27 protein-coding genes are annotated in these 25443 nt (G+C 71.5%); 10 read left to right on the forward strand and 17 right to left on the reverse strand.

All coding sequences use genetic code 11. The annotated features are described in order from the left end of the window. Positions 1–16: 16 nt before the first annotated feature. The gene (locus tag MQP27_RS02405) at positions 17–466 is read right to left on the reverse strand and encodes a MarR family winged helix-turn-helix transcriptional regulator (protein ID WP_242760354.1); all 450 of its coding nucleotides are present in this window, start codon (positions 464–466) and stop codon (positions 17–19) included. A gap of 99 nt (positions 467–565) precedes the next feature. Here MQP27_RS02405 and MQP27_RS02410 point away from each other — a divergent pair, with 99 nt between their 5' ends. Both MQP27_RS02410 and MQP27_RS02415 read left to right on the forward strand, forming a co-directional pair. Beyond that, positions 566–1564, forward strand: a complete 999-nt coding sequence (locus MQP27_RS02410; RefSeq protein WP_242760356.1) for an NADP-dependent oxidoreductase — start codon at positions 566–568, stop codon at positions 1562–1564. 109 nt (positions 1565–1673) lie between these two features. Next, positions 1674–2093 carry an organic hydroperoxide resistance protein gene (locus MQP27_RS02415; RefSeq protein ID WP_242760364.1) on the forward strand — a complete coding sequence of 140 codons (420 nt, stop codon included), beginning with the start codon at positions 1674–1676 and terminating at the stop codon, positions 2091–2093. Between the two features lie 64 nt (positions 2094–2157). On the opposite strand, the gene MQP27_RS02420 is transcribed toward MQP27_RS02415, so the two are convergent. Further along, positions 2158–3309 (reverse strand): serine hydrolase domain-containing protein, encoded by a 1152-nt coding sequence (locus MQP27_RS02420; RefSeq protein ID WP_242760367.1) that lies wholly within the window; start codon positions 3307–3309, stop codon positions 2158–2160. Between the two features lie 203 nt (positions 3310–3512). On the opposite strand from MQP27_RS02420, the gene MQP27_RS02425 reads away from it, so the two are divergent. Then, a complete protein-coding gene (locus MQP27_RS02425; protein ID WP_242760369.1) occupies positions 3513–4376 on the forward strand; it encodes a hypothetical protein in 864 nt (287 codons plus the stop codon). A 34-nt stretch (positions 4377–4410) separates the two neighbouring features. After that, positions 4411–5214, forward strand: coding sequence for an EI24 domain-containing protein (locus tag MQP27_RS02430; protein ID WP_242760371.1), 804 nt, complete (start codon positions 4411–4413; stop codon positions 5212–5214). Here the strand turns inward: MQP27_RS02430 and MQP27_RS02435 are convergent. Both MQP27_RS02435 and MQP27_RS02440 read right to left on the reverse strand, forming a co-directional pair. Next, a complete protein-coding gene (locus MQP27_RS02435) occupies positions 5204–6451 on the reverse strand; it encodes a pyroglutamyl-peptidase I (RefSeq protein WP_242760373.1) in 1248 nt (415 codons plus the stop codon). The genes MQP27_RS02430 and MQP27_RS02435 overlap by 11 nt on opposite strands. A gap of 138 nt (positions 6452–6589) precedes the next feature. Next, a complete protein-coding gene (locus tag MQP27_RS02440; protein WP_372511124.1) occupies positions 6590–7534 on the reverse strand; it encodes a LysR family transcriptional regulator in 945 nt (314 codons plus the stop codon). 49 nt (positions 7535–7583) lie between these two features. Between MQP27_RS02440 and MQP27_RS02445 the strand changes: the two genes are divergently transcribed. Further along, positions 7584–8009 (forward strand): RidA family protein, encoded by a 426-nt coding sequence (locus MQP27_RS02445; RefSeq protein WP_242760384.1) that lies wholly within the window; start codon positions 7584–7586, stop codon positions 8007–8009. 44 nt (positions 8010–8053) lie between these two features. Here MQP27_RS02445 and MQP27_RS02450 read toward each other — a convergent pair whose 3' ends face one another. After that, the gene (locus MQP27_RS02450; protein ID WP_242760386.1) at positions 8054–8632 is read right to left on the reverse strand and encodes a TetR/AcrR family transcriptional regulator; all 579 of its coding nucleotides are present in this window, start codon (positions 8630–8632) and stop codon (positions 8054–8056) included. A gap of 105 nt (positions 8633–8737) precedes the next feature. Here MQP27_RS02450 and MQP27_RS02455 point away from each other — a divergent pair, with 105 nt between their 5' ends. Next, a complete protein-coding gene (locus MQP27_RS02455) occupies positions 8738–11179 on the forward strand; it encodes a beta-glucosidase family protein (protein WP_242760394.1) in 2442 nt (813 codons plus the stop codon). An 80-nt stretch (positions 11180–11259) separates the two neighbouring features. Here the strand turns inward: MQP27_RS02455 and MQP27_RS02460 are convergent, their stop codons facing one another. After that, a complete protein-coding gene (locus MQP27_RS02460) occupies positions 11260–12231 on the reverse strand; it encodes an aldose epimerase family protein (RefSeq protein ID WP_242760396.1) in 972 nt (323 codons plus the stop codon). A gap of 32 nt (positions 12232–12263) precedes the next feature. After that, the gene (locus MQP27_RS02465) at positions 12264–13148 is read right to left on the reverse strand and encodes an SGNH/GDSL hydrolase family protein (protein ID WP_242760398.1); all 885 of its coding nucleotides are present in this window, start codon (positions 13146–13148) and stop codon (positions 12264–12266) included. A 280-nt stretch (positions 13149–13428) separates the two neighbouring features. Here MQP27_RS02465 and MQP27_RS02470 point away from each other — a divergent pair, with 280 nt between their 5' ends. After that, positions 13429–13923 carry a DUF3145 domain-containing protein gene (locus MQP27_RS02470; protein WP_242760406.1) on the forward strand — a complete coding sequence of 165 codons (495 nt, stop codon included), beginning with the start codon at positions 13429–13431 and terminating at the stop codon, positions 13921–13923. Positions 13924–13990: 67 nt separating this feature from the next. Here the strand turns inward: MQP27_RS02470 and fabF are convergent, their stop codons facing one another. From fabF to MQP27_RS02495, 5 genes are all read right to left on the reverse strand, one after another. After that, complete coding sequence (gene fabF, locus MQP27_RS02475; RefSeq protein WP_242760430.1) at positions 13991–15262, reverse strand: beta-ketoacyl-ACP synthase II; 1272 nt, start codon at positions 15260–15262, stop codon at positions 13991–13993. Positions 15263–15344: 82 nt separating this feature from the next. Beyond that, a complete protein-coding gene (locus tag MQP27_RS02480; protein ID WP_015660680.1) occupies positions 15345–15593 on the reverse strand; it encodes an acyl carrier protein in 249 nt (82 codons plus the stop codon). A gap of 76 nt (positions 15594–15669) precedes the next feature. Continuing rightward, a complete protein-coding gene (locus MQP27_RS02485) occupies positions 15670–16668 on the reverse strand; it encodes a ketoacyl-ACP synthase III (RefSeq protein ID WP_242760432.1) in 999 nt (332 codons plus the stop codon). 21 nt (positions 16669–16689) lie between these two features. Next, on the reverse strand, positions 16690–17607 hold the full coding sequence (locus MQP27_RS02490; protein WP_242760434.1) for an ACP S-malonyltransferase: 918 nt from the start codon (positions 17605–17607) through the stop codon (positions 16690–16692). Positions 17608–17696: 89 nt separating this feature from the next. Next, entirely contained in the window at positions 17697–18902 is a 1206-nt protein-coding gene (locus MQP27_RS02495; RefSeq protein ID WP_242760436.1) for a PucR family transcriptional regulator, read from the reverse strand. 67 nt (positions 18903–18969) lie between these two features. On the opposite strand from MQP27_RS02495, the gene MQP27_RS02500 reads away from it, so the two are divergent. Further along, entirely contained in the window at positions 18970–19626 is a 657-nt protein-coding gene (locus MQP27_RS02500; protein WP_242761358.1) for a pirin family protein, read from the forward strand. On the opposite strand, the gene MQP27_RS02505 is transcribed toward MQP27_RS02500, so the two are convergent. Then, positions 19623–20441 (reverse strand): serine hydrolase domain-containing protein, encoded by an 819-nt coding sequence (locus MQP27_RS02505; protein WP_242760438.1) that lies wholly within the window; start codon positions 20439–20441, stop codon positions 19623–19625. The genes MQP27_RS02500 and MQP27_RS02505 overlap by 4 nt on opposite strands. A 19-nt stretch (positions 20442–20460) precedes the next feature. After that, on the reverse strand, positions 20461–20931 hold the full coding sequence (locus MQP27_RS02510; RefSeq protein ID WP_242760440.1) for a GNAT family N-acetyltransferase: 471 nt from the start codon (positions 20929–20931) through the stop codon (positions 20461–20463). Positions 20932–21042: 111 nt separating this feature from the next. Between MQP27_RS02510 and MQP27_RS02515 the strand changes: the two genes are divergently transcribed. Together MQP27_RS02515 and MQP27_RS02520 are read left to right on the forward strand one after the other, a co-directional pair. Continuing rightward, a complete protein-coding gene (locus tag MQP27_RS02515; RefSeq protein WP_242760442.1) occupies positions 21043–21513 on the forward strand; it encodes a MerR family transcriptional regulator in 471 nt (156 codons plus the stop codon). Then, complete coding sequence (locus MQP27_RS02520; RefSeq protein WP_242760444.1) at positions 21510–22529, forward strand: aldo/keto reductase; 1020 nt, start codon at positions 21510–21512, stop codon at positions 22527–22529. The genes MQP27_RS02515 and MQP27_RS02520 overlap by 4 nt, the downstream gene beginning before the upstream one ends. Before the next feature lies 1 nt (position 22530). Here the strand turns inward: MQP27_RS02520 and MQP27_RS02525 are convergent, their stop codons facing one another. From MQP27_RS02525 to MQP27_RS02535, 3 genes are all read right to left on the reverse strand, one after another. Continuing rightward, positions 22531–23391: a DUF4429 domain-containing protein gene (locus MQP27_RS02525; protein ID WP_242760446.1), complete on the reverse strand. Its 861-nt coding sequence runs from the start codon at positions 23389–23391 to the stop codon at positions 22531–22533. 57 nt (positions 23392–23448) lie between these two features. Then, complete coding sequence (locus MQP27_RS02530; protein ID WP_242760448.1) at positions 23449–24666, reverse strand: alpha/beta hydrolase; 1218 nt, start codon at positions 24664–24666, stop codon at positions 23449–23451. A gap of 92 nt (positions 24667–24758) precedes the next feature. Further along, positions 24759–25385, reverse strand: coding sequence for a TetR/AcrR family transcriptional regulator (locus MQP27_RS02535; RefSeq protein ID WP_242760450.1), 627 nt, complete (start codon positions 25383–25385; stop codon positions 24759–24761). Positions 25386–25443: the final 58 nt, after the last annotated feature.

Genomic DNA, 25443 nt, shown 5'->3' on the forward strand with positions numbered 1-25443 from the left:
TCCCGGGGTGCCTGGCTCAGGAATCCAGCATCCGCCGCAGCAAATCCCGCAAAGACAGCCGCTCCTCGTCCGAGAGCCCGGCCAGCGGCTCGCGCGCGAAGCGCAGGCCGTCCCGCAGTTCGCGGGCGACCCGGAGGCCCTCGCCCGTCGCCGCCGCCAGCTTCACGCGCCGGTCCGCCGGGTCGGGGCGGCGCTCGACCAGGCCGCGGGACTCCAGCCGGTCCACGATCCCCGTGACGTTCGACGGCTCGCACTTCAGCTTCTGCGCCAGCTTGCGCATGGGAAGCGGTTCGAGGGACAGCAGACTGAGCAGCCGCGCCTGCGCGCCGGTCAGCGCGTGCTCGCCCGCGGCCTCCTCGTAGTCCGCGTAGAACCGGGCCACGACGTCGCCGATCAGCTCGACGACCTCCATGGTCAGGGCGTCGGGGCGGCGGGTCTTCGCTGGGCTGGACTGTGAGGTGGGCATGGCTCCAGAGTACCCCTTTACTTGACAACCTGAAATATTCAGGAGCATGGTTGTTTCAGGTACTGAAACATTTCCCCCACGCCAGGAAAGGCACGTCTCATGATCAACCGCGAATGGCACCTGCTCAGCCGCCCCGAGGGCTGGCCGAAGCCCGAGGACTTCGCTCTGGTCGAGGCGGAGGTCCGGCGGCCCGGTGACGGGCAGGTCCTCGTGCGGAACAAGTACCTCTCCGTCGACCCGTACATGCGCGGCCGCATGAGCGCCGCCAAGTCGTACGTCGCCCCCTTCGAGCTCGGCAAGGTCATGCAGGGCGGGGCGGTCGGCGAGGTCGTCGAGTCCGGCGCCGAGGGCATCGCGCCCGGCGACCACGTCCTGCACTTCGGCGGCTGGCGGGAGTACGCCACCATCGACGCCAAGCAGGCCGTCAAGGTCGACCCCGAGGCCGCGCCCCTGTCGACGTACCTCGGCGTCCTCGGCATGACCGGCCTCACCGCCTACGCCGGCCTGCTGCGCACCGCCTCCTTCAAGGAGGGCGACTCCGTGTTCGTGTCCGGCGCCGCGGGTGCCGTGGGCAGCCAGGTCGGCCAGATCGCCAAGCTCAAGGGCGCCTCCCGGGTCATCGGCTCGGCGGGCTCCGACGAGAAGGTCAAGCTGCTCGTCGAGGAGTACGGCTTCGACGCGGCCTTCAACTACAAGACCGGCAAGGTGAGCGCGCTGCTGCGCGAGGCCGCGCCGGACGGCATCGACGTGTACTTCGACAACGTCGGCGGCGACCACCTGGAGGCGGCGATCGGCTCCCTGAACGAGGGCGGCCGGATCGCGGTCTGCGGAATGATCTCCGTCTACAACAACACCGAGCCCGCGCCGGGCCCGCGCAACCTCGCCCGCCTCATCCAGACCCGCGGCCGCATCGAGGGCTTCCTGGTCGGCGACCACTACGACCTCCAGCCGCAGTTCGTCTCCGAGGTCGGCCCGTGGGTGGCCTCCGGGCAGCTGAAGTACCGCGAGACCGTCGTCGAGGGCATCGAGAACAACCTGGAGGCGTTCCTCGGGGTCCTGCGCGGCGACAACACCGGGAAGATGATCGTCAAGCTCTGACGGCACTCTCCGCAGGTCTTCACTGGATTTCCGGCATGCGGTAACTTCTTTCCGAAACCGTCGTCGATCGTGGGCGCGAGTCGCGGCGGGCCGAGGAGGAAGACACCGCATGTCCATCCAGCAGACCGACGTCCTCTACACCGCCGTCGCCACCGCCGAGAACGGCCGTGACGGCCGGGTCGCCACCGAGGACGGCCGGCTCGACGTCGTCGTGAACCCGCCCAAGGAGATGGGCGGCAGCGGCGAGGGCACCAACCCCGAGCAGCTGTTCGCCGCCGGGTACAGCGCCTGCTTCCAGGGCGCCCTGGGCGTCGTCGCCCGGCAGGAGAAGGCCGACATCGCCGGCTCCACGGTCACCGCGAAGGTCGGCATCGGCAGGAACGACGACGGCTTCGGCCTCATCGTCGAGATCGCGGCGTCGATCCCGAACGTGGACGCCGCGACGGCACGGGACCTGCTGGAGAAGGCCCACCAGGTCTGCCCGTACTCGAAGGCGACACGCGGGAACATCAGCGTGACGCTGGTGTGACACGGCTCGTTGCGTACGGCAGGGGCCGCACCCTAGGACGTGGGGTGCGGCCTCACCCCGGCTGTCAGCTCGCCAGCGCCGCCGTGTGCACCGCCCTCACCAACCGGTCGTTCTCCGGAGCCGCCCCGCCCGGGTAGGCGTAACGGCGGCGCGTATAGCCGTAGGCGACCCCGCTGCGGGGGTCGGCGAAGGCCTGGGAGCCGCCCGCGCCGCTGTGGCCGAAGGCGCCCGCGCCCAGGAACGGGTACACGTAGTCGGCGACCGCCTGGAAGCCCAGCCCGAAGGACTTGTGCACCCGGGCCACCAGGTCGTACCCGGTCGAGTGGATCTGGCCGACCTCGGCCACCGTGTCCGGCTTCAGCAGCGGCGGGCGCCCGGTCACCTCGCTGATCGCCGCCGCGTACATCCCGGCGAGGCCACGCGCGGCGGCCACTCCGCCCGCCGACGCCGGGCCCTTGGCGCGCACGGTACGGGAGTTGGGGTGGTTCACCAGCTCCGTCGGCTCGGCCACATGCGCGTTGAACGCGATCGAGGCCAGCGAGTGCGGCCCCCGGGGAACCGCGTCCAGCTCGGCCTGCTGCACCGGCGTCGGAGCCATCGGCCGCACCGACCGGAAGCGCGGTTCGAGCGCTTCGGGCAGCCCCAGGTAGAAGTCCAGCCCGTAGGGTGCGCGCACCCGCTCCTCGTACACCTCCTGGAGCGTACGGCCGGTGGCCCGCCGCACCACCTCGCCGGTGAGCGCGCCGATGACGAACGCGTGGTAGCCGTAGGCCGTGCCGGGACGCCAGAACGGCTTCTGGTCCGCGAGCCGTTCGGCGATCGCGCGGTCGTCGGCCAGTTCGTCCGCGGTGAAGCCCGCGTCCAGCCCGACCACCCCCGCCCGGTGCGAGATCAGCTCGCGCAGGGTCAGCTGACCCTTGCCCTCGGCCCCGAACTCCGGCCAGTAGTAGGTCACTTTGCGGTCCAGCTCCAGCGTGCCGTCCTGGACGAGGAGCGCGACCACCAGATGGGCGGCGCCCTTGGTCGACGAGAACACACCGTAGAGGGAGTCCGGTCCGACGCCCTCGCCGGCCCACAGGTCGACGACTCTGCGGCCGTGGTGGTACGCGCACAGCTGGCCCTCGTAGTCGGGCAGTTCCCCCGCCACGAACGCGGCGAACTCCTCGCGCACCGCCTCGTAGCCGTCGGCGACGGTGCCGTGGATCTCCTGAGTCATCCGCTCTCCTCACCTGAACCGCTGTTCCCGGCCATTGTGATCAACGCCCGTCCTGGATCGGTACGGCGGGGTGTACCCGTTCGACTCAACCTCACCAAGCGGGAGTCGGCGTCACGGATACCCCGGATGGCGCATACCGGGCGCCCCGAAAGGGGCATGCTGGGGTCGGACCGCCGGCGACGCCCGCGAGGCGAGGAGAGCCCATGGCTACGATCCCTTCGCTCCCGACCAGGGACGACGTGCTGCGCATGGCACGGAACACGACCGACATCACCGGCCAACTCCTGGACACGGCCGGGAACATCACCAGGATCGCGATCAACACCTTCGACCCGCGGGACGGTTCCGGCGCGGAGGTGCTGCGCGTACTGCGCGAGACCACCGCGGAACTGGCCGAGGCGAGCGCCTCGCCGCAGGCCCAGGAGGCCTTCTACCGCATCGTCGACACCCTGACCCGCCTCGGCACGAGCGGCGCCCCGCTCGCCGTCCACCCCGTCAGCGAACCCGCCCAGGCCCTCCTCACCGCCATCGGCGACAGCCTGCTGCCGGTGCTGGACGCGGTGGAACCGGCCGTCGAGGAGTTCGCGGACGCGATGGGCGACCTGGTCGAGGCGACGTCCCCGCTGCTGCCGGCCGCGGCGGGCGTGGCGGCGGGGGCGCTGCTCGCGGTGACGCCGGTGCTGCGGGCGGCGGCGGACGTACTGCGCGACTCGTCCCCCGAACTCCGGCGCACAGCAGACGCGTTGACGGCCGCGCTGGCTCCCCTGATGCCGCTCCAGGTGGCCCTCGCGGAACGCGCGGCGGCGGCCGGAGCGGGCGTGGTCCGGGCCACCCTCCCGCCCCTGGCCGACCTCACGGAGGCAGCGGCGGCGACGGCGAAGGCGGCCCGCCCGGTACTGATCGCGGGCGAGGAACTCGTGGTGTCGGCCCTGGAACAACTCCAGCCCCTGCTGCTGGCCGCCGCCAATCGAGCGGGCCGCTTCGCGAGGGCGACGGCGGTACGGGTGTCGGCGGCGGTGAGCCCGGCGGGCGAGCAGGGGATCGTGGTCGCCGTTTCCCCGGCATGAGGGCGTGCGAACCCGCCCCGGTAAAGTCCTCCCCATGCGCGATCTCGGGGCCGGCTTCACGTACCTCCTGAAGGGCCAACGCTGGGTGGCCCGGCACGGCAGGCAGTACGGGTTCGGCCTGCTGCCGGGGCTGATAACCCTCGTCCTGTACGTCGCCGCGCTCGTCGCGCTGGCGGTGTGGGGCGAGGACTTCGTCGGCTGGGCCACCCCCTTCGCCGACGACTGGTCCGGCCCCTGGCAGGGCCTCTTCCGCGGCTTCCTCACCGCCGTGCTGTTCGCCCTCGGTCTCCTCCTCGCCGTCCTCACCTTCACCGCCGTGACGCTCCTGATCGGCCAGCCCTTCTACGAGAACCTCTCCGAGAAGGTCGACCGCGACGTCTCCCCGGACGGCACCGCCCCCGAGTCCGGCCTCCCGCTCTGGCGCGAGCTGTGGATCTCGGCCCGCGACAGCCTCCGCGTCCTCGTACGCGCCCTGCTCTGGGGCATCCTGCTCTTCGCCTGCGGCTTCCTCCCGCTCGTCGGCCAGACGGTCGTCCCCGTGATCGGCTTCTTCGTCACCGGGTTCTTCCTCACCGAGGAACTCACCGCCGTCGCCCTCCAGCGCCGGGACGTCGAACTCCGCGCCCGCCTCGCCCTCCTGCGCTCCCGCAGGACCCTGGTCTGGGGCTTCGGCACCCCGCTGGCCCTCGCCTTCGTGGTGCCGTTCGTCGCGGTGTTCCTGATGCCCGGCGCGGTCGCGGGCGCGACGCTGATGGCCCGCGAACTGCTGGGCGAGGAGATCACCGGGGACGAGAGCCAGGACGAGGACCAGGACGAGGACCAGGCGATCACTTCCTGAACGTCACGTCCGCCGCCACGGTGATGATCGACCGCACCTGCGCGATGATGTCCACCCGGTTCTGCACGAACTGCGGGTCGGTGACCTCCGTGGTGTTCCCGGCGCCGAACTCCAGCACCGGTGTGTGCACATGGCCGCCGGGCAGCGTGTCGTGCAGGCCGAGACGGTCCCGCAGCAGCGTCGCGCGGTAGGCGATCTCGTTGGAGAGGTAGTTCCCGCCGCCACCGGCCCGAGCGGTCGACCCCTCGGTCGGCCCGTCCGGCCGCACCACCGCAGTCGTACCGCCCGCCGGTATCTCGGTCACCTCGGTGTGGTCGTACACCGGGAAACGCCCCGTGTCCGCGGCCACGATCTCCTTGTACGGCAGAGTGGTCGTCGTCCACTGCGGCTGCGAGGCCGGGTCGCTCACCGGGATCGTCTCGGTCTGCCCGATGTTGTCGTTGTCCGGGAACCCGCCCCGCCAGGCCCCGTTGGTCCGCTCCACGTCGAACCGCCCGACCCGCCCCTGGCTCACGGTCGTGAACAGATCCACCTTCTTCAGATACGGCCGCAGCGTCCGCTCCACCGTCCCGTCGCCGAAGTCCTGCCAGCGCACGGGGAACACGACGGTCTCGATGCGCGCCGGTCCCTCCGCCGTCCGGATCACCGTGCCGTCGAGGGCGAGCGCGGTGGCCCCGGACGGGTTGGAGATGCGGATGTCCCGGTCGAGCGTGAAGGGGTCGAAGCCCGTGACGAGGATCCGCTTGATCCCCTTCTTGCCGTGCGGATACCGGACGTCCGTCTGCCCGCGCGAGGTCCTCTCCAACTGGTCGAGCAGCGAGGCCCGTTGTCCGTCACTCAGCCCGAACTCCGGCTCCCACGTGCGCACTTCCCGCGTCATCCCGAGCCGCGCCCAGTACAGCGGCCGGTCGTCGTCCCGGCTCAGATCCCCGCCCGCCGGACCACGCCCCTGCGCCCGGTCCACGGCCCGCCGCCACAGCGCCGACCCTTCGCGCACGAGAATCCGCCGCGCCTGCGCGTACGAGTGCGCGTCGCCCAACTCCCGTTCCAGGCGCGGCGCCACGTCGTCGAACCCGGACCGGCGGAGGATCTCCTGCGGTACGGCCTTGTCGAGCCGCTGTTCCTCGACGGTGGGGGAGGGGGCGGCGGACCGGGCCGCCATCGCCGGTGCGGGGGAGGCGAGTCCCGCCGTCAGTGCCAGTCCGAGGACGACCATCCGAACACGTGGGGAAGTCAAGGCAGTTCAGGTCCTTCCGTCGCCGAGGTGGGGGAGCGTGGTGCGGACGGACGCAGTATCGCGTGACGGAAGTGGTCTACGCCATGGGGGTGGTTCGGGGCCGGGCCGAAAAGAGGCCACCAAGAGGTCACCAAGAGGTCACTGCGCGGGGATCTTCCCGGCCGCCTCCCGCAGCGCCGCGACGAAGGCCTCGGCCGCCGGGGCCGGCGTCCGTCCCCGGGCCGTCGCCGCGTACACCGCCCGCGCCGGCGCGCCCTCGTCGAGCACCGGCAGCAGGACGACGTCCGGGCGGACCGACTCGGCGGCCAGCGCCGGGACCAGGGCCACGCCGAGGCCCGCGGCGACGTACCCCTGCTTGGCGGTCCACTCGCCGACGACGTGGGCGACGCGCGGGCGGAAGCCCTGGCGCACGGCCGCGTCCAGGAGGGTGCCCTCGGGGCGGGGGCTGCCGGAGATCCAGTCGGCGTCGGCGAGCCGGCCGAGCCGGACGGGGCCGGAGCGGGCGAGGGGATGGCTGGCCGGGACGGCGACGTACAGGGACTCGTCGAGGAGGTGGTGGAGGTCGTACGACTCCAGGGGCGCGCCGGGTGTCGTGGAGACGACCGCCAGGTCGAGGTGGCCCGCGGCCAGCCGCTCCAGGAGGCGCGGGGTGAGGCCCTCCTCGCGGGAGAGGCGGACGCGGGGGTGGCGGGCGCGGAAGGCGGCGAGGGCGTGCGGCACGAGCGCGGCGTCGGCCGTGGGGAACGCCCCGAACCGCAGTCGCCCGCCCGCGACTTCACGCAGCGCGGCCAGCTCGCGCCCGGCGCCGTGCAGGGCCTCGGTGACGGTCTCGGCGTACGGGACGAGGACGCGTCCGGCCTCGGTCAGCCGCACCCCGCGCGGCAGCCGGTCGAAGAGCGGACCACCACCGAGCGCCGCCTCCAGCGCGGCGACCTGCCGCGACACGGCGGACTGCGTCCACCCGAGCCCCCGTGCGGCCACGGTGAACGAACCGTGCCGGGCGACCTCCAGGAACGCCCTCAACCACACGGTGGACAGCTCCGGTTCACGATCCGACTGATGCGCTTTCGGCATGGCACCCATGCTAGACATTCGCTTGTCGCATCCCACGGCCCCGCCTAGCGTCACCTTCATGAAGGTCACGCTGAACAACCCGCCCACCGCCCCGCAGCCCGCGACCCCCTACTACTCCCAGGTCGCCCGGGTCGAACACCCCGACGGCAGCGCCCTGTTGTTCGTCTCCGGCCAGATAGCCGAGGGCGAGACCGTGGCCGACCAGACCCGCGGCATCTTCGAGGGGCTGGACGCGTTGCTGCGCGCCCACGGCGGCACCCTCGCCGACATCGTCAACATCCGCACCTACCTGACCGACATCGACGAGCTCCCCGAATACGGCGCCGTACGAAGGGAGTTCCTCACCGGCACCCCGCCGACGAGCATGACCTTCGAGGCCTCCCGGCTCTTCCGTCCCGAGGCCCGGATCGAGATCGAGATCGTGGCGGCCGTACCCGGTGACGTTCCGCGGCACACCGGCAGATTCGCTTCACCCCCGGCCTGAAGGCCAGAGCACTGCGAATGAACCCTGGTAGCCCGGTACTTACTTCAGGCCTCCTCGCCCAGCAGTGCCAGGAAGTCCCGGAACGCGCCCGGCATGTCCACCGCGTCCGGGTCCAGCAGCCACTGGTACTGGAGGCCGTCCATCACCGCGACCAGGAGGGGGGCCGTGCGCTCCGGGGTCAGGCCGTTCGGGAGGCGGTCGCCGTACTCGGTGCGCAGGACCGCGGCCATGCTCTCCCGGACCTGGCGGTAGCGGTCCGTGAAGTACCCGCGCGCCGGGTGGCCCTCCGTCACGCTCTCGCCCAGCAGCGCCGAGAAGGTCTGGATGATGCCGGGGCGCATCGCGTTGTACTCGACCAGGGAGGCCAGGAGGTCGATCCGCCACCGGGTGGCCGGCACCGCGTCCCACTGGTCCCGCTCCTTCAGCACCGCGACCAGCAGCGCCTCCTTGGTCGGGAAGTAGTGCAGCAGCCCCTGCTGGGTGAGCCCGACGCGCTCCGCCACCGCGGCCAGGCTCGCGCCCCGGTAACCGCGCTCGGCGATCACTTCCAGCGCCGCCCGCACGATCTCCGCGCGCCGCTCCTCGCTCCTGACCCTGGCGTTCATGGCGTCACCGTACGGCATCCGAGGACGATGAATATTACGGCACGATAACGAAACCTACCGCGTTACAGGTAACGGGTGCACGATGGGTCCCAGGACGACATGACTCGACGAGGAGGCACCGCGATGGCGGCTACCCCGGGAAACCAGGCCGATCAGGCCCGCGAGGCCGCCGTGGAGGCGGCCCTCGGCAAGCTGGACCTGGACGCGAAGACCCGGCTGCTGGCCGGTCAGGACATGTGGTCGCTGCTCGAGCTGCCGGAGATCGGCCTGAAGTCCCTCGTCATGTCCGACGGCCCGATCGGCGTCCGGGGCGTCCGGTGGACCGCCGACGACCCCTCCATCGCCCTGCCCTCCCCGACCGCCCTCGCCGCGACCTGGGACCCCGGGCTCGCCCGCCGCGCCGGTACCCTGCTCGCCCAGGAGGCCCGCCGCAAGGGCGTGCACGTCCTGCTCGCGCCGACCGTCAATCTCCATCGTTCACCGCTCGGCGGACGGCACTTCGAGGCCTACAGCGAGGACCCGTACCTGACGGGACACATCGGCGCCGGGTACGTCACGGGCGTACAGGAGGGCGGCGTCGGCACCACCGTCAAGCACTTCGTCGCCAACGACGCCGAGACCGACCGCTTCACCGTGAACAACCTGGTCAGCGAACGGGCCTTGCGCGAGCTCTACTTGAGGCCCTTCGAGATCATCGTCGAGAACGCCCACCCCTGGGGCGTCATGACCGCCTACAACACCGTCAACGGCACGACGATGACCGAGCACCGGTACCTCGTGAACGAGGTGCTGCGCGGCGAGTGGGGCTTCGACGGGTACAACGTCTCCGACTGGATGGCCGGACGCTCGACGGTCGGCGCCATCGAGGGCGGGCTCGACGTCGCCATGCCCGGCCCGCAGACCGTGTACGGCGAGGCCCTCGCCCGGGCCGTCCGCGACGGCGAGGTCGAGGAGGCCACCGTCGACGAGGCCGTGCGCAACGTGCTGCGGCTCGCCGCCCGCGTGGGCGCCCTCGACGGCGCCGAACCGGCCGTCGCCGAACCGCCCGCCGCCGTCGACGGCGAGGCCCTGGCCCGCGAGATCGCCCGCCGCGCCTTCGTCCTCGTGAAGAACGACAACGGCGCCCTGCCCCTGAAGCCCGGCACCGTCGCCCTCATCGGCGCCGCCGCCCGCGACGCCCGGGTCCTCGGCGGCGGCTCCGCCACCGTCTTCCCGTCCCGGACCGTCTCCCCGCTCGACGGCCTCACCGCCGCCCTCCCCGAAGGCACCCTCAGCTACGCCGTCGGCGCCGACCCGAACACCGAACTCGCCGTCGCCGACAAGGGGTTCAGCCTCAAGGCGGTCTGCCGCGACACCGACGGGAACATCCTCGGCACCGGCTCGGCCCCCAATGGCCAGCTCCAGTGGATGGGCAGCGACCTCCCCGAGGGCGTCACCCACGACCGCCTGCACACCGTCGAGCTGACCGGCACCTTCACCCCGCGCGACACCGGCCCGCACACCTTCGGCATCAAGGGCACCGGCCACTTCACCCTCACCGTCGCGGGCACCACGTACTACGACGACGTCCAGCGCCCCGCCGACGACAGCGACCCCTTCGAGGCCTTCTTCGGCTCCCCGGTCCCCCGCGCCCAGGCCGAACTCACCGCGGGCGAGCCGGTCGAGGTCTCCCTCACCTACGTCTACGCGCTCCCCGAGGAGGTCCCCTTCAAGGTCGTCGCCTTCGCCCTGGCCCACCAGGAGCCGCAGCGCGACCCGGACGAGCTGATCGCCGAGGCCGTCGAGGCCGCCCGCGCCGCCGACACGGCCGTCGTCGTGGTCGCCACCACCGACCGCGTCGAGTCCGAGGGCTTCGACCGCAAGGACCTCACCCTTCCCGGCCGCCAGGACGAGCTGGTCCGCGCGGTCGCCGCCGCCAACCCGAACACGGTCGTCGTCGTCAACTCCGGTTCCCCGGTCGAACTCCCCTGGCGGGACGAGGTCGCCGCCGTGCTGCTCAGCTGGTTCCCCGGCCAGGAGGGCGGCGCGGCCCTCGCCGACGTCCTCACCGGCGCGCACGAGCCGGGCGGCCGGCTGCCCACCACCTGGGGCTCCCTGGCCGACGCCCCGGTGACCCAGGTGACCCCGGCCGACGGCGAACTCCCGTACACCGAGGACGTCTTCATCGGCTACCGCGCCTGGGAGAAGGAGGGCCGGACCCCCTCGTACCCCTTCGGCCACGGCCTCGGCTACACCGACTGGAGCTACGAGTCGGCGGAGGTCGAGGGCACCACGGTCCGGGTGCGCGTGCGCAACTCCGGTGAGCGGGCGGGCCGGGAGGTCGTGCAGGTGTACCTGGCGCCGGGCGAGGCCGACGCCGGGCGGCCCCGGCGGTGGCTCGCCGGGTTCGCGAGCGTGGCGGCCGGGCCGGGGGAGAGCGCCGAGGCCGTCGTCGAACTGCCCCGGCGCGCCTTCGAGATCTGGGACGAGGCCGCGCGCGGCTGGTCGTTTGTGAAGGGTTCGTACGAGATCCAGGTCAGCCGCTCGATCACGGACCGCCGCCTCACCGCGACTATTAACGTCTGATCCGGGACAAGCCTCCCCACGAACAGCCCCGGCCCGGGACCTGACCCCTGGGCCGGGGCTCGTGCGTTCCCGGGAAGCCGCTAGCGGGTCGTGAAGCCGTACACCGTCTCCGAGCGGAACACCCCGCCCGGCCGCAGCACCGTGGTCGGGAAGTCCGGGTGGTTCGGGGAGTCCGGGAAGTGCTGGGTCTCCAGCGCCACGCCGTCGCCGGGGGCGAAGGGCGCGGGCAGGTGGTCGGCGGTGTACAGCTGGAGGCCGGGCTCGGTGGTCGTGACGGTCAGGACGCGGCCGGACGCCGGGTCGTACAGCTCGGCCACCTCGCGCGGGGTCTGCGTCACCCCGCCGGTCAGCACGAAGTTGTGGTCGTACCCCGTCCCGACCTTCCGCGCCTCCCGGAAGTCGAAGCGCGTCCCCGCCACCTCCGCGAGCTCGCCGGTCGGGATCAGGTCCGCGTCGACCGGGGTGTAGCGCGAGGCGTCGAGCCGCAGCTCATGGCCGCCCGCGCTGCCGGAGCCGCCGAGGTTCCAGTACGAGTGGTTCGTCAGGTTCACGATCGTCGGCGCGTCGGTCACCGCCTCGTACGCGATCCGCAACGAACCGGCGTCGTCGAGCGTGTACGTCGCCGAGACCTCCAGCGTCCCCGGGAACCCCTCCTCCCCGTGCGGGCTCACCCGGGACAGCCGCACCCCGCCCGCCACCGGCGTCACGTCCCACACCCGCTTGTCGAAGCCGCGCTCCCCGCCGTGCAGGGAGTTCGGCGCGTTGTTCGGCTCCAGGGCGTACGTCACCCCGTCCAGCGGGAACCGGCCGCCGGCGATCCGGTTGGCGTACCGGCCGATCAGGGCGCCGAAGTACGGCCCCGGGCAGCCGACATAGGAATCCAGGTCGGCGAACCCCAGCACCACGTTCCCGGTACGTCCGTCGCGGTCCGGGAACTCCACCGACTGCACGATGCCGCCGTACGACAGGATCCGCACCCGTACGCCGGCCCGCTCCAGGGTCCAGCGGTGCACCTGGGTGCCGTCGGAAAGTGTGCCGAAGTGTTCGCTCATGAGCGGAACTCTAGGTCACCGGCCTGTCCGGCTCACGACTCCTTCGCCGTGACGGCGCGGTAGGCGATCTCCGCGAGCCGCGCCTGACCGTTCACGCTCGGGTGGAACCAGTCCCAGTGGCTCAACTGGTCCGTCCCGAACCGGTACTCGTACACCGCGCCCCCGTCGAACCGGCACCGCCGGTCCTTGCCGCACACCTCCTTCAGCACGTCGTTGTACGCCTCCACCCGCTTCTGCACGGTGTCCCGCCGCAGGGTCGCCGCCGAGTCCAGCGCGTCCGCGTCGGCCAGCATCGAGGGGCAGATCCCGAGCTTCCACACCTGCTTGCCCAGCGGATTGGTCCGCCCCTGCGACCACAGCCGCTTCAGGTTCGGCACGCTCGCCACGTACACCTGCGCCTTCGGCAGCTTCTCGCGCAGGGTGCCCAGCGCGTCCTCGAAGTCGGTACGGAACTCGGCCACCGAGGTCATCGCCGAGGTGGATGACCGGCAGGCGTCGTTCGCCCCCACCATCACCGTCACCAACTGCGGCTTCTTCGCCACCGCCTGCGCCATCTGCGCGGGCAGATCGGCCATCCGCGCCCCGGTCACCGCGTAGTTCCAGCTGGCCTCGGCCGCCCGCGCCTTCCCCAGCAGGCGCACGGCGAGGGAGTCGACCTTCGTGCTGCTGCCGGTCGCCCAGGACACCTCCGGGCAGTCCGACAGCACCGTGCACGCGTCGAAACCGCGGGTGATGGAGTCCCCGACGGCGGCGATCGACGCCGGGCTCGCGTCCCACGCCGGTGCCGCCGGCTTCTCCCTGTGCGCCTTGGCCCCGGTCGGCCCGGCGGAGTTCCCGCCGACGGCGTCACAGCCGACGGCACCGCCCAGCACGGCCGCCGCCGCGACGCTCGCGAGCAAAGCCCCAGGCTTTCGCATCCGCTGCTGATCCCCTCGGTCGGCGCACATGGACGTACACAGACGTCCCCCCACATAACAACGCGCGAGGGTTCCCGATCCACACACCATCCCCGGACCGTGCAACGGTTCACACCCGTACAAGCGTCCTGCCGGGTGAATGGCGGGCGTTTCGGCGCATCGGGACCGACGGTACGTCACACTCCTTGCGCCGCCGCACGGTAGCCTCGCCATCAACGTGGCTGCCCGGCCACACCGTCCGCCAGTTCGCAAGATCGTCCTGCTCTGCCCGGAGGTCCCGGTGACGACACGTGGAGTTCTGTACGTGCACTCCGCTCCGCGCGCGCTGTGCCCGCACGTCGAGTGGGCCGTCGCCGGAGTGCTCGGCACGCGCGTCAACCTCGACTGGATCCGGCAGCCGGCCGCGCCCGGCACCTGGCGCTCGGAGTTCTCCTGGAAGGGCGAGGCCGGTACGGCCTCCAAACTCGCGTCCGCCCTGCGCGGCTGGCACCTCCTCCGCTTCGAGGTCACGGCCGAGCCCTGCCCCACGGCCGAGGGCGAGCGCTACAGCTGCACCCCCGACCTCGGCATCTTCCACGCGGTGACGGGCATCCACGGCGACATCCTCATCCCGGAGGACAGGCTCAGGGCGGCGCTCACCCGCTCCCAGCGCGACGAGACGGACCTGGAGGCGGAAATCGCCAAGCTCCTCGGCAAGCCGTGGGACGACGAGTTGGAGCCGTTCAGGTACGCGGGCGAGGGCGCGCCGGTGCGCTGGCTGCATCAGGTGGTCTGAAGTTCCCGTACATGCTGAAGGGCCCCCACCAGCCGGTGGGGGCCCTTCAGTTGCGTACGAGCGATGCTCAGACCGTCCGGAACGCCAGCACCACGTTGTGGCCGCCGAAGCCGAACGAGTCGTTCAGCGCGGCGATGCGGCCCTCCACGGGCAGCTTGCGGGCCTCGCCGCGGACGACGTCGGCGTTGGCCTCCGCCTCCGGGTCGAGGTTCTCGACGTTGATGGTCGGCGGCGCCACCCGGTGGTACAGGGCGAGCACGGTCGCGACCGTCTCGATGCCGCCCGCGCCACCGAGGAGGTGACCGGTCATCGACTTGGTCGCGGACACCGCCATGTGGTCCGCGTCGTCGCCGAACACCTTGCGCAGCGCCTTCAGCTCGGCGATGTCACCGGCCGGCGTCGACGTCGCGTGCGCGTTGACGTGCACGATCTCCGCCGGGTCCAGGTCGGTGCGCTCCAGCAGGTGCTGCAGCGCGGCGGCGATGCCCCGCCCCTCCGGCTCCGGCTGCACGATGTCGTGGCTGTCGGCGGAGATGCCCTGCCCGACCGCCTCGGCGTACACCCGGGCACCGCGCTTGGCGGCGTGCTCCGCGGACTCCAGGACGATCACGCCGGCGCCCTCGCCGAGGACGAAGCCGTCCCGGGCGGTGTCGTACGGACGCGAGGCACCCTCGGGGTTCTCGTTGTTCTTGGACATCGCCATCATGTTGCCGAACGCGGCGATGGGAAGCGGGTGGATGGCCGCCTCGGTGCCACCGGCGACGACGACGTCGGCGCGGCCCGTGCGGATCATCTCGATGGCGTAGCCGATGGCCTCGGCGCCGGAGGCGCACGCGGAGACCGGCGTGTGCACGCCCGCGCGGGCGCCCACGAGCAGGCCCACGTTGGCCGAGGGGCCGTTCGGCATCAGCATGGGGACGGTGTGCGGGGAGACGCGGCGGACGCCCTTCTCCTTCAGCACGTCGTACTGGTCCAGCAGCGTCGTCACGCCACCGATGCCGGAGGCGATGACCGCGCCGAGCCGGTCGGGGTCGATGTTGTGGTCCTCGCCGGCCTTGCCCTCGAAGCCGGCGTCCTTCCATGCCTCCTGGGCCGCGACCAGCGCGAACTGCGCCGAGCGGTCCAGACGGCGGGCCTGCGGACGCGGGATGACCTCGGTGGGCTCCACGGCGACCGGCGCGGCGATACGGACCGCCTGCTCGGCGGCCCACTCCTGCTCCAGGGGCTTCACACCGGACTTGCCGGCGATCAGACCCTCCCAGGTAGAGGCTGCGTCGCCACCCAGCGGTGTGGTTGCGCCGATACCGGTGACGACCACGGTGCGATTGGTCGGGCTCACGGGAATTCTTTCTCCAATTACGGGGATGAAGCGGCGCCACCGCCGGGTGGCGGGGCCAGGCGACCGGGGCCTAGAGGGTGACTCAGGCCTGGTGCTTGAGGATGTAGTCGGTCGCGTCGCCGACAGTCTTGAGGTTCTTGACGTCCTCGTCGGGGATCTTGACGTCGAAACGCTCTTCGGCGGCGACGACGACCTCGACCATGGACAGCGAGTCGACGTCCAGGTCGTCGGTGAAGGACTTGTCCAGCTGGACGTCCTCAACCGGGATGCCGGCGATCTCGTTCACGATGTCGGCGAGACCGGCGACGATCTCTTCCTGAGTGGCGGCCATGGTGGCGCTCCTTCGTTTTTATCCAGAGGGTTGGCAGTGCTTCCCGCATCGGACCGGTCGGTCCGGCACGGAGTGCCTAGGGGAGGGTAACGACAGTGGCGGCGTAGACGAGACCCGCCCCGAATCCGATGACGAGCGCGGTGTCGCCGCTCTTCGCCTCACCGGTCGCCAGAAGCCGCTCCATCGCGAGCGGAATCGAGGCGGCCGAGGTGTTGCCGGTGGTGCGCACATCGCGCGCGACCGTGACGTGCTCCGGCAGTTTCAGCGTCTTCACCATCGAGTCGATGATCCGCTCGTTGGCCTGGTGGGGGATGAAGACGTCCAGGTCGTTCGCGGTGATCCCGGCCGCGTCCAGCGCCTGCTGGGCGACCTTCGCCATCTCGAACACGGCCCAGCGGAACACCGCCTGGCCCTCCTGCGTGATCGCAGGGAACTTGCCCGTGGAGCTGTCGTACTCGGTCCACGGCACGGTCTGCTTGATGGTCTCCGACTTGTCGCCCTCGGAACCCCAGACCGTCGGGCCGATCGCCGGCTCCTTGGCGGGGCCGACCACGACCGCGCCCGCGCCGTCGCCGAACAGGAAGGCGGTGGCCCGGTCCTCCAGGTCGGTGAGGTCGGACAGCCGCTCGACGCCGATGACGAGGACGTACTCCGCGGAGCCCTCGACGATCATGCCCTTGGCGAGCGTGAGGCCGTAGCCGAAGCCCGCGCAGCCCGCCGAGATGTCGAACGCGGCGGCCTTGTCCGTGCCCAGCTTGTCGGCGATCTCGGTCGCGACGGCCGGGGTCTGCTTGAAGTGCGAGACGGTCGAGACGATCACGCCGCCGATCTGCTCGGCGGAGATGCCGGCGTCGGCGATCGCCTTGCCGGACGCCTCGATCGACATCGCGGCCACGGTCTCCTCGGGGGACGCCCAGTGCCGGGTCTCGATGCCGGAGCGCGAACGGATCCACTCGTCGGAGGAGTCGATCGTCTCGAGGATCACCTCGTTCGGCACGACCCGGGTCGGACGGTAGCCGCCGACACCCATGATGCGCGCGTACGGGGCGCCCTTGCTGGGCTTGATCTTCGACATGTTCGTACGGCTCCTTAGGCGTCAGGCTGCTGCGTGCTCGGCGATGAGCGCGCGGGCCGCGTCGAGGTCGTCGGGGGTCTTGAGCGCGAGGGTCTTCACGCCGGGCAGTGCGCGCTTGGCGAGGCCGACCAGGGTGCCGCCGGGGGAGACCTCGACGATCGCGGTCGCGCCGAGTTCCTTGAAGGTCTCCATGCACAGGTCCCAGCGGACCGGGTTGGCGACCTGGCCGACCAGGCGCTCCACGATCTCGGCGCCGACGGCGACGGCCTTCCCGTCCTTGTTGGAGACGTAGGTGACCTTCGGGTCAGCGGGCACGAGCTCCTTGGCGGCCTCGGCCAGCGCGTCGACCGCGGGAGCCATGTGGTGCGTGTGGAAGGCGCCGGCGACCTTCAGCGGGACCACCTTGCGGACGCCCTCGGGCTTGTCCTCGTTCAGCGCGGCGAGCTGCTCCAGGGTGCCCGCGGCGACGATCTGGCCCGCGCCGTTCACGTTCGCCGGAGTGAGCCCGAGCTTCTCCAGGTGCGCGACGGAGACCTCGGGGTCGCCGCCCAGCAGCGCCGACATGCCGGTCTCGGTGATCGCGGCGGCCTCGGCCATCGCCAGACCGCGCCTGCGTACGAGGGTGAGCGCGGCGGTGTCGTCGAGGACACCGGCGAAGGCGGCGGCGGTGATCTCACCGACGGAGTGGCCGGCGACGGCGCCGGGCGCAATGTCACCGAGTGCCGCGGCGGAGAGGATTCCGGCCGCGACCAGGAGCGGCTGGGCCACCGCGGTGTCGCGGATCGCGTCCGCGTCGGCCTGCGTGCCGTAGTGGGCGAGGTCCAGTCCGATGGCGTCCGACCAGGCGGCGACGCGGTCGGCGGCACCGGGGAGGTCGAGCCAGGGAGTCAGGAAGCCGGGCGTCTGGGCGCCCTGGCCGGGAGCGACGAGTACGAGCACTCTCACACTCTCTCTTGGGGACGGCCACGGCCGCCCGTGGGGACAGGGACGAAGAACACGAGGGGGTTTTGTGGACCCCCGACAAAAGCCTAGGCGGGGAGATCCCCATCGGCCAGACGCCCCAGGATCAGCGCGATCCGCAACGTGAACGCCGAACGTACATCGGAAGGCGACCAGCCGGTGACGTCAGTCACACGTCGAAGCCGGTAGCGCACGGTGTTGGGATGGACGAAGAGCATCCGGGCCGCGCCCTCCAGACTGCTCGCCTGTTCGAGATAGACGGAGAGCGTCTCCAGAAGCGCGGACCCGGCTTCCTCCAGCGGTCTGTAGATCTCCTCCACCAACTGCTCGCGCGCGCTCGGATCCCCGGCGATGGCACGTTCCGGAAGCAGGTCGTCCGCCAGAACCGGCCGCGGGGCGTCCTGCCAGGCGGAACAGGCCTTGAGCCCGGCGGCGGCGGCCTGCGCGGACCGGGTGGCGGCGAGCAGATCCGGTACGACGGGCCCGGCGACCACCGGCCCGGCGGCATAAGGCCCGATCAGCGACTTGGCGACGCCGATGGGATTGTCGCTGCCACCGGCGATGACGACGAGCCGGTCCCCGAGCACACCGGTGAGCACCTGCAGCTTGGCGTGCCGGGCAGCGCGCCGAATGGCTTCGACCGTCAGCTCGGAGTCCCCGTCGGGAGCCGTCCCCAGCACGACACACACATGCTCGGGCGCGTTCCACCCGAGGGCGGCCGCCCTGCTCACGGCCCCCTCGTCGGCCTCCCCGCTGAGCACGGCGTTGACGACCAGCGACTCCAGCCGCGCGTCCCAGGCACCGCGTGCCTCGGCGGCCTGGGCGTAGACCTGTGCGGTGGCGAAGGCGATCTCACGGGCGTAGACGAGCAGCGCCTCCCGCAGCACCCGCTCGTCACCCGGTGCCGCCACCTCGTCGATGGCGCTCTCCATGACCTCGATGGTGGTGCGCACCATCTCGACGGTCTGCCGGAGCGTGATGGCCCGGGTCAGCTCGCGCGGCGCGGTCCCGAACACGTCCGTGGAGATGGCCTGCGGGGCGTCGGGGTGCCGGAACCACTCGGTGAAGGCGGCGATACCCGCCTGGGCCACCAGCCCGATCCAGGAACGGTTCTCCGGGGGCATGGCCCGGTACCACGGCAGCGACTCGTCCATGCGCGCGATGGCCTGCGCGGCGAGGGACCCCGAGGACTTCTCCAGCCGCTTCAGGGTCGCGGAGTGCGGATGGGCGGCGGACGGTACGGCTTCGCGCTTGCTGGCTTCGGGTTCGGGCACGGGGACAAGACTGCCTTATCCGGACGGGAGTGTGCGTAGCCGGGGCACCGCTACCGTGGGGTACGTGATGGACGTACGGCGCGCCGCTGAGCGCTACCGGGGTGGCGACCCCGCGGCAGGCATCGACTCGTACCACGCCTTCTCCTTCGGTCCGCACTACGACCCGGACAATCTCCGCTTCGGCGCGGTGATCGCCTGCAACGAGGAGCGGCTCGCGCCGGGCGCGGGGTTCGACGAGCATCCGCACAGCCATACGGAGATCGTGACGTGGGTGGTGGAGGGCGAGCTCACGCACCGTGACTCGGCCGGCCACGAGACGACGGTCCGCCCGGGCGACGTCCAGCGCCTGAGCTCCGCGGCGGGCGTCCGCCACGTCGAACGCAACGACGCGGACACCCCCTTGACCTTCGTCCAGATGTGGCTGGCCCCGCTGAAGCCGGGCGGCGACCCGTCGTACGAGATAGTCCACGGCATCGCGGACTCCACCCCGTACGCGGTCCCGGAGGCGGGAGCGATGCTCCACGTACGCCGCCTGACACCGGGCGAGCGAACGGCGGTACCGGACGGGGCGTACGTGTACGTCCATGTGGTGCGCGGCGAAGTCCGGCTGGAGGGCTGGGAGTTGGGCCCGGGCGACGCGGCGAGGATCACGGACGCGAAGGATCTGGAGGCGGTGGGGGTGACGGCGGCGGAGGTGCTGGTGTGGGAGATGGCCGCGGTCTAGCCGATCTCGGCCAGCACCGCGTCCGTGAACGTCGGCCACGCCTCGATCGCCCACGGCCCGAAGGCGCGGTTCGTGAGGGCTGTGCAGGCCAGTCCGGTGTCCGGGTCGAGCCACAGGAACGTGCCTGACTGGCCGAAGTGGCCGAAGGTGCGGGGGGAGGACGAACCGCCCGTCCAGTGGGGGGACTTGGAGTCGCGGATCTCGAAGCCGAGGCCCCAGTCGTTGGGGTTCTGGTGGCCGTAGCCCGGCAGCACGCCCTTCGTGCCGGGGTACTGGACCGTCATCGCGGCGGCGACCGTCCGTGGGTCCAGCAGGCGTGGCTGCTGGACCTCCGCCGCGAAGCGCAGCAGGTCGGCCACCGTCGAGACGCCGTCCTTCGCCGGGGAGCCCTCCAGCGATGTGGACGTCATGCCCAGCGGCGCCAGCACGGCCTGCCGCAGGTATTCGGCGAAGGGGATGTCCGTCGCCTTCGCGATGTGGTCGCCGAGCTGCTCGAACCCGGCGTTGGAGTACAGCCGGCGCTGGCCGGGCGGAGCCGTCACCTTGTGTTCGTCGAAGGCCAGGCCGGACGTGTGGGCCAGCAGGTGGCGCACCGTCGACCCCGGCGGGCCGGCCGGCTCGTCGAGTTCGATCGCCCCCTCCTCGTACGCGACGAGCGCGGCGTACGCGGCGAGCGGCTTGGTCACCGAGGCCAGCGGGAAGCGGTGGTCCGCCGGGCCGTGGGTGCCCAGGACCGTGCCGTCGGCGCGCACCACGCCCGCCGCGGCGGTGGGAACCGGCCAGTTCTCGATCAGCGCGAGGCTCTTCAGCGACATGCCGTCGAGCCTATGCGGCTCAGAGCTTCAGAATCATCGTGGGGTCCGGCTTGTGGGCGAAGCCGAGGGACGCGTAGAGCGGCTCGGCCTCCGCGGATGCCGTGAGCATCACCTGGCCGGCGCCGCGCTCGCGGAACCAGATGAGCAACTCCTCCATGCACGCCCGTGCGTACCCGCGCCGCCGCGCCTCCGGGTCGGTCGCGACGCTGAAGACGTATCCGGCGAGCCCGCGCGGGTTGCCCGCCTTGCCGATCCGGTAGTCGACCGTCCCCACCACCAGGGCCCCGAGCACCCCCGGCCGTTCCGGATGGTCCACCACGAACGCCGCGAAGTCCCCGTCCGCCTCGCCCAGCCGCTCCCGCAGGACGGGCAGCGACTCCGCGTGCCATCCTGTGGAACCGTCGGACCCCGGCATCGAGTCGATCATCACCTGGCGCAGCCGCAGTACCTCGGGCGCGTCCTCCGGCACGGCACGTCGTACGAGACTCATGTCCCGCACGCTAGCGACCCCCACCGCGCGATGTCGTGTTGATTTCCGCTGTGCTGATTTCTTGGGGTTCCGCTTGCTTGGAGTGCACTCCAAGGCCATAGCGTTGGGGGCATGACGGTGATGGAGACCACCCCCACCAGGACCGACGCCTGCGGTGCCCCGCCCCACCCCCACCGGCGCCCGGAAGGCCAGGACAGCTACACGATCAGCGAGGTCGTCGCCTTCACCGGGCTGACCGCGCACACCCTCCGCTGGTACGAGCGGATCGGGCTCATGCCGCACGTGGACCGCTCGCACACAGGTCAGCGCCGCTACAGCAACCGCGACCTGGACTGGCTGGACCTCGTCGGCAAGCTCCGGCTGACCGGCATGCCGGTCGCCGACATGGTGCGCTATGCCGAGCTGGTGCGCGAGGGAGACCACACGTACGGACAGCGGTTCGAGCTGCTCGAAGCGACCCGCCGGGACGTCCTGGCGCGGATCGCCGAGCTGCAGGACACCCTCGCGGTGCTCGACCGGAAGATCAGCTTCTACGCGGACGCCGAGCGCGCCCGCGCCTATGAGGGGGAGAAGGTCCGATGACGGACAGCGGCATCCCGACCGCCCGACTCGGCGACACCGGCCCCGAGGTAGGCGTCCAGGGCCTGGGCTGCATGGGCATGAACTTCGCCGTGTACGGCCCCTCGGACGAGAAGGAGTCCCGGGCCACCCTGGAGCGGGCCCTGGAGCTCGGCGTCACGCTGTACGACACGGCGGACGCCTACGGCGACGGGGAGAACGAGAGGTTCCTCGCCCCGTTCTTCAAGGCCCACCGCGACGAGGTCGTGATCGCGACCAAGTTCGCCCTGATGATCCCGCCCGGTGAGCCGACCCGGCGGATCATCCGCAACGACCCGCAGTACATCCGCCAGGCCGTCGAGGGGAGCCTCAAGCGCCTCGACGTCGACGTGATCGACCTCTACTACATGCACCGGCGCGATGTGAACGTGCCGATCGAGCAGACCGTCGGCGTGATGGCCGAGCTGGTCCGCGAGGGCAAGGTCAAGCACCTCGGGCTCAGCGAGGTCACCGCGGACGAGCTGCGGGCCGCGCAGGGCGTGCACCCGATCGCCGCCGTGCAGTCGGAGTGGTCGCTGTTCAGCCGGGACATCGAGGCGCGGGTGGTGCCAGCCGCGCGTGAGCTGGGCGTGGCCCTGGTGCCGTACTCCCCGCTCGGGCGCGGCTTCCTCACCGGGTCCTTCGCCAACGCCGAAACGGATCTCGGCGCCGGCGACTTCCGCCGCCATCAGCCCCGCTTCACCGGCGAGAACGCGGCCGCGAACCTGACCCTCCTCGACCCCATCCGCACGGTGGCCGAGGCCCACGGCGCGTCCCTGGGCCAGATCGCCCTGGCCTGGGTCCAGCAGCAGGCGACGGTCCACGGCCTCCCGGTCGTCCCGATCCCGGGCACCCGCAAGCCGACCCGGGTGGAGGAGAACACGGCGGCGGCGAGGATCGTACTGACGGAGGAGGAACTGGCGGCCCTGGAGCCGATCGCATCGAAGGTGGCGGGCGATCGCTACGCCGACATGCGGTTCTCCTCGGCAGGCCGCGAGTAGTTCAGAGCTCCGCGAGCAGCTCCGCCTTCTTCACGGAGAACTCCTCGTCCGTGACGAGGCCCGCCTGGTGCAGTTCTCCCAGGTGGCGGATGCGCTCGGCGATGTCGGCCGGATCGCGCCGCGGCGCACCGGCCGACACCGCCGCCGCAGGCCCACTGCTGCGTACCGCCTGCAACACCGCCGCCGCGAACGGCAGCGACTCGTGCACCGGCCCGTACCCCAGCCCGAACACCACCGCGGCCGGATCCTGGTCGGGCTGGGCGGGCTGTGCGTCCCCGTTCCGCCGGACCAGCCGCAGATGGCCCTCGAAGAACTCCGGCGAGCGCCACTCCACCCCCGCCAGCTCCGCGACCGGGAAGCTCTGGTCCCCGGCCTTCCACTTCTCCGACGACGCCCCCGTCCAGAACCACCGGAAGGCCACGGTCTTCCCGTCGAAGGACGCCTTCGCGTCGTACGCCTTGAACTGCCGCGGCGCCTCGGGCGCGCTCACCAGGAAACCGTCCGCCGGAGCCGAGCCGTCGCTCAGCAGCGACTTCAGCTCGTCGGCGTAGTACTCGGCCAGCGTCTCCTTCTCGGCCGGCAGCACCAGCCGGTACGGATCGCACCCTTCCTTCAGCTGCCCCGCCGCCGCCTCCAGCAACGGATCGGCGCCGGCGCGCAGTTCGGCCCGCAGCACGACCGTGCCGCGCTTGCCCGGGGCCAGCGTCACCCCCGAGATCGCCTCAAGCGGAACACGACGCTCACCAAGTGCCTGGAAGAGCCTGGGTGTTCGCAGGCCTCGTTCGTAACGGATGAGCACGGAGTCGGACTCGAACTCCCAGGCGGCATGAAATCCGGCCAGTACGTCACCCATGCGGCTCATCGTATGCGTGACCCGCTCCTTCGTCGCCACCCCGCGCAGACCGCAGTTCCTGCGGCGCTACGCGCGTCCCGCCGTGGCCGCGCCGGACAAACCCGCGCGGCACACCTGATCCTCGCGCTGACACACGACCGATTGGTACGCGCCAACACCGATGTCCGCGAAGTTCAGCAGACTCGCCGTGCCGGGCTCGAAATAGCCCGCGTGTCCCTTCGCTCCCTCCGCGGACAGCACCCGCGCCCCGAAGGCGCGCGACACCGGATCCGCGCCGTGGCCGAGCCCGCCGACCTCCATGTACGGCACGTCCTGGATCCAGTCCGTGGCGTCCCGCATCGCCCACACCCGCGCGCCGGTGTGCAGGCTCGCGGCCTTGGACACCCGCATGCCGGGGCTGGCGGCCACCGCTATGTCGGCCACCCGTCCCGGCAGCGAGTGCGCGGCGACCCCGCACACCACGGAGCCGTAGCTGTGGCAGAAGAGGGAGACGGGCGCCTTGCCGGGAAGGGCGCGCAGCAGCGCGTTCAGCCGGACCGCCCCGTCCTCCGCGCGCATCGCGGTCGCCGAGTCGATGCCGAGGCCGGCCGGAGCCGTGTAGTCGGCCCAGGCGATCACGGCCGTACGGGTCGAGGGGCTCGCCGCCTTCTCGGCCGCGTACAGCGACTTGGCCATGCCGACCGGTGCCGTGTACTGGCGGTTGGTCTTCTGGAAGGTGAGCAGGTCGGTGTCGACGCCGGGCACGATCACCGACACGCGCTCGGCGTGCTGCAGGCTGCCGAACACCTCGGCGACCCGGCCCGTGCCCTCGGGGTCGAAGGCGAGGATGTGCCGCCCCTCGTGCATCAGGGACTCGTAGCGGTGCATACGGCGGCCCGCCTCCTGCTGCCCGGAGGGCGACAGGCGCGGATCGTGCATGCGCTTGAGCTCGACCTTGCGCTGCGCGGCGAGCGCGAGCTTGTTGGCCCGGTAGCGCAGGGCGACCGGGGCGCCGTTCATGTTGCCGACCGCGAGCGGGTAGCGGCGGGTGAGCTCGGCGCGCTCCTGAGCGGTGAGCGAGGCGAAGAAACGGGACAGACGCGCGGGGGTCGCGTCGGCGTCCGGCAGCCGGTGCCCGTGCAGGCGGCCATGGTCCCAGGAGGAGACCGAGGCCTGCAGCGGAGTGCTGCTCCGGTGGGTGCGCAGAGCCGTCCAGCCGGTGGTCGCCAGCATCACGAAGACGACGGCCAGAGCGAGCAGCGCGCGCCAGACGTTCAGTTGCGGGGAGGTGTCGAAGGAAGTCACTGGGAGGACACACTAGGAGAACGAGCGGGTCTCGCGTGAGCCGAGTGACGCGTATCACGTTTCGATAAACGTGGCGATGACCTCAGTATGTCTCAGCGTGTCCGCCAGCTCTCCGTGAGTGCGGGACCCACCTGTTCGAGGTACGAGATCGTCAGCTCGCGCATCGCCTCCAGGCTGAAGTCCTCGCCCGTGCTCCACGCCCGCTCGGTCACCCGCATCACCCCGCCGAACACCGCCACCGCCAGCCGCGGCCGCGGATCGGCGTCCACGTCCAGGCCCTCCCGCTCGGCGAGTACGCGCGCGAGGGTGTCCTCGGTCTCCATGTCGCGCCGCAGATGAGCCGCGAGCAGCACCGGCGTCGACTCGACCACCCGGTACATACGCAGATACGTCTCCACCGGTACGACGGACTCGATCACCTCGTTGAGGGTCTCCCAGCCCTGCAGGACCGCCTGCCGCAGCGCCTCCAGGGGCGCCTCCGCGGCCGGCCGCGCGCGCACCGCCTCGACGAACCGCGCCACCACCAGCTCCTGCAGGGCGAGCGCGGCCTCCTCCTTGCCGGCGAAATGGCGGAAGAAGGTGCGCTGCGAGACCTCGACGGCCTCGGCGATGTCGTCGACGGTCGTCTGTTCGTACCCGCGCGTGGTGAACAGCTCGACCGCGGCCCTCAGCAGGGCGTCCCGGGTGCGCTGTTTCTTGCGTTCGCGCAGCGTTTCCATAGACGTCAGTCACTGCCTCATGAATTGGTTTGTCAACTGTCAGCGGCTGACATTAGCC

Origin of the sequence: Streptomyces cylindrosporus, assembly GCF_022698165.1 — a bacterium.
Lineage (GTDB): Bacteria > Actinomycetota > Actinomycetes > Streptomycetales > Streptomycetaceae > Streptomyces > Streptomyces cylindrosporus.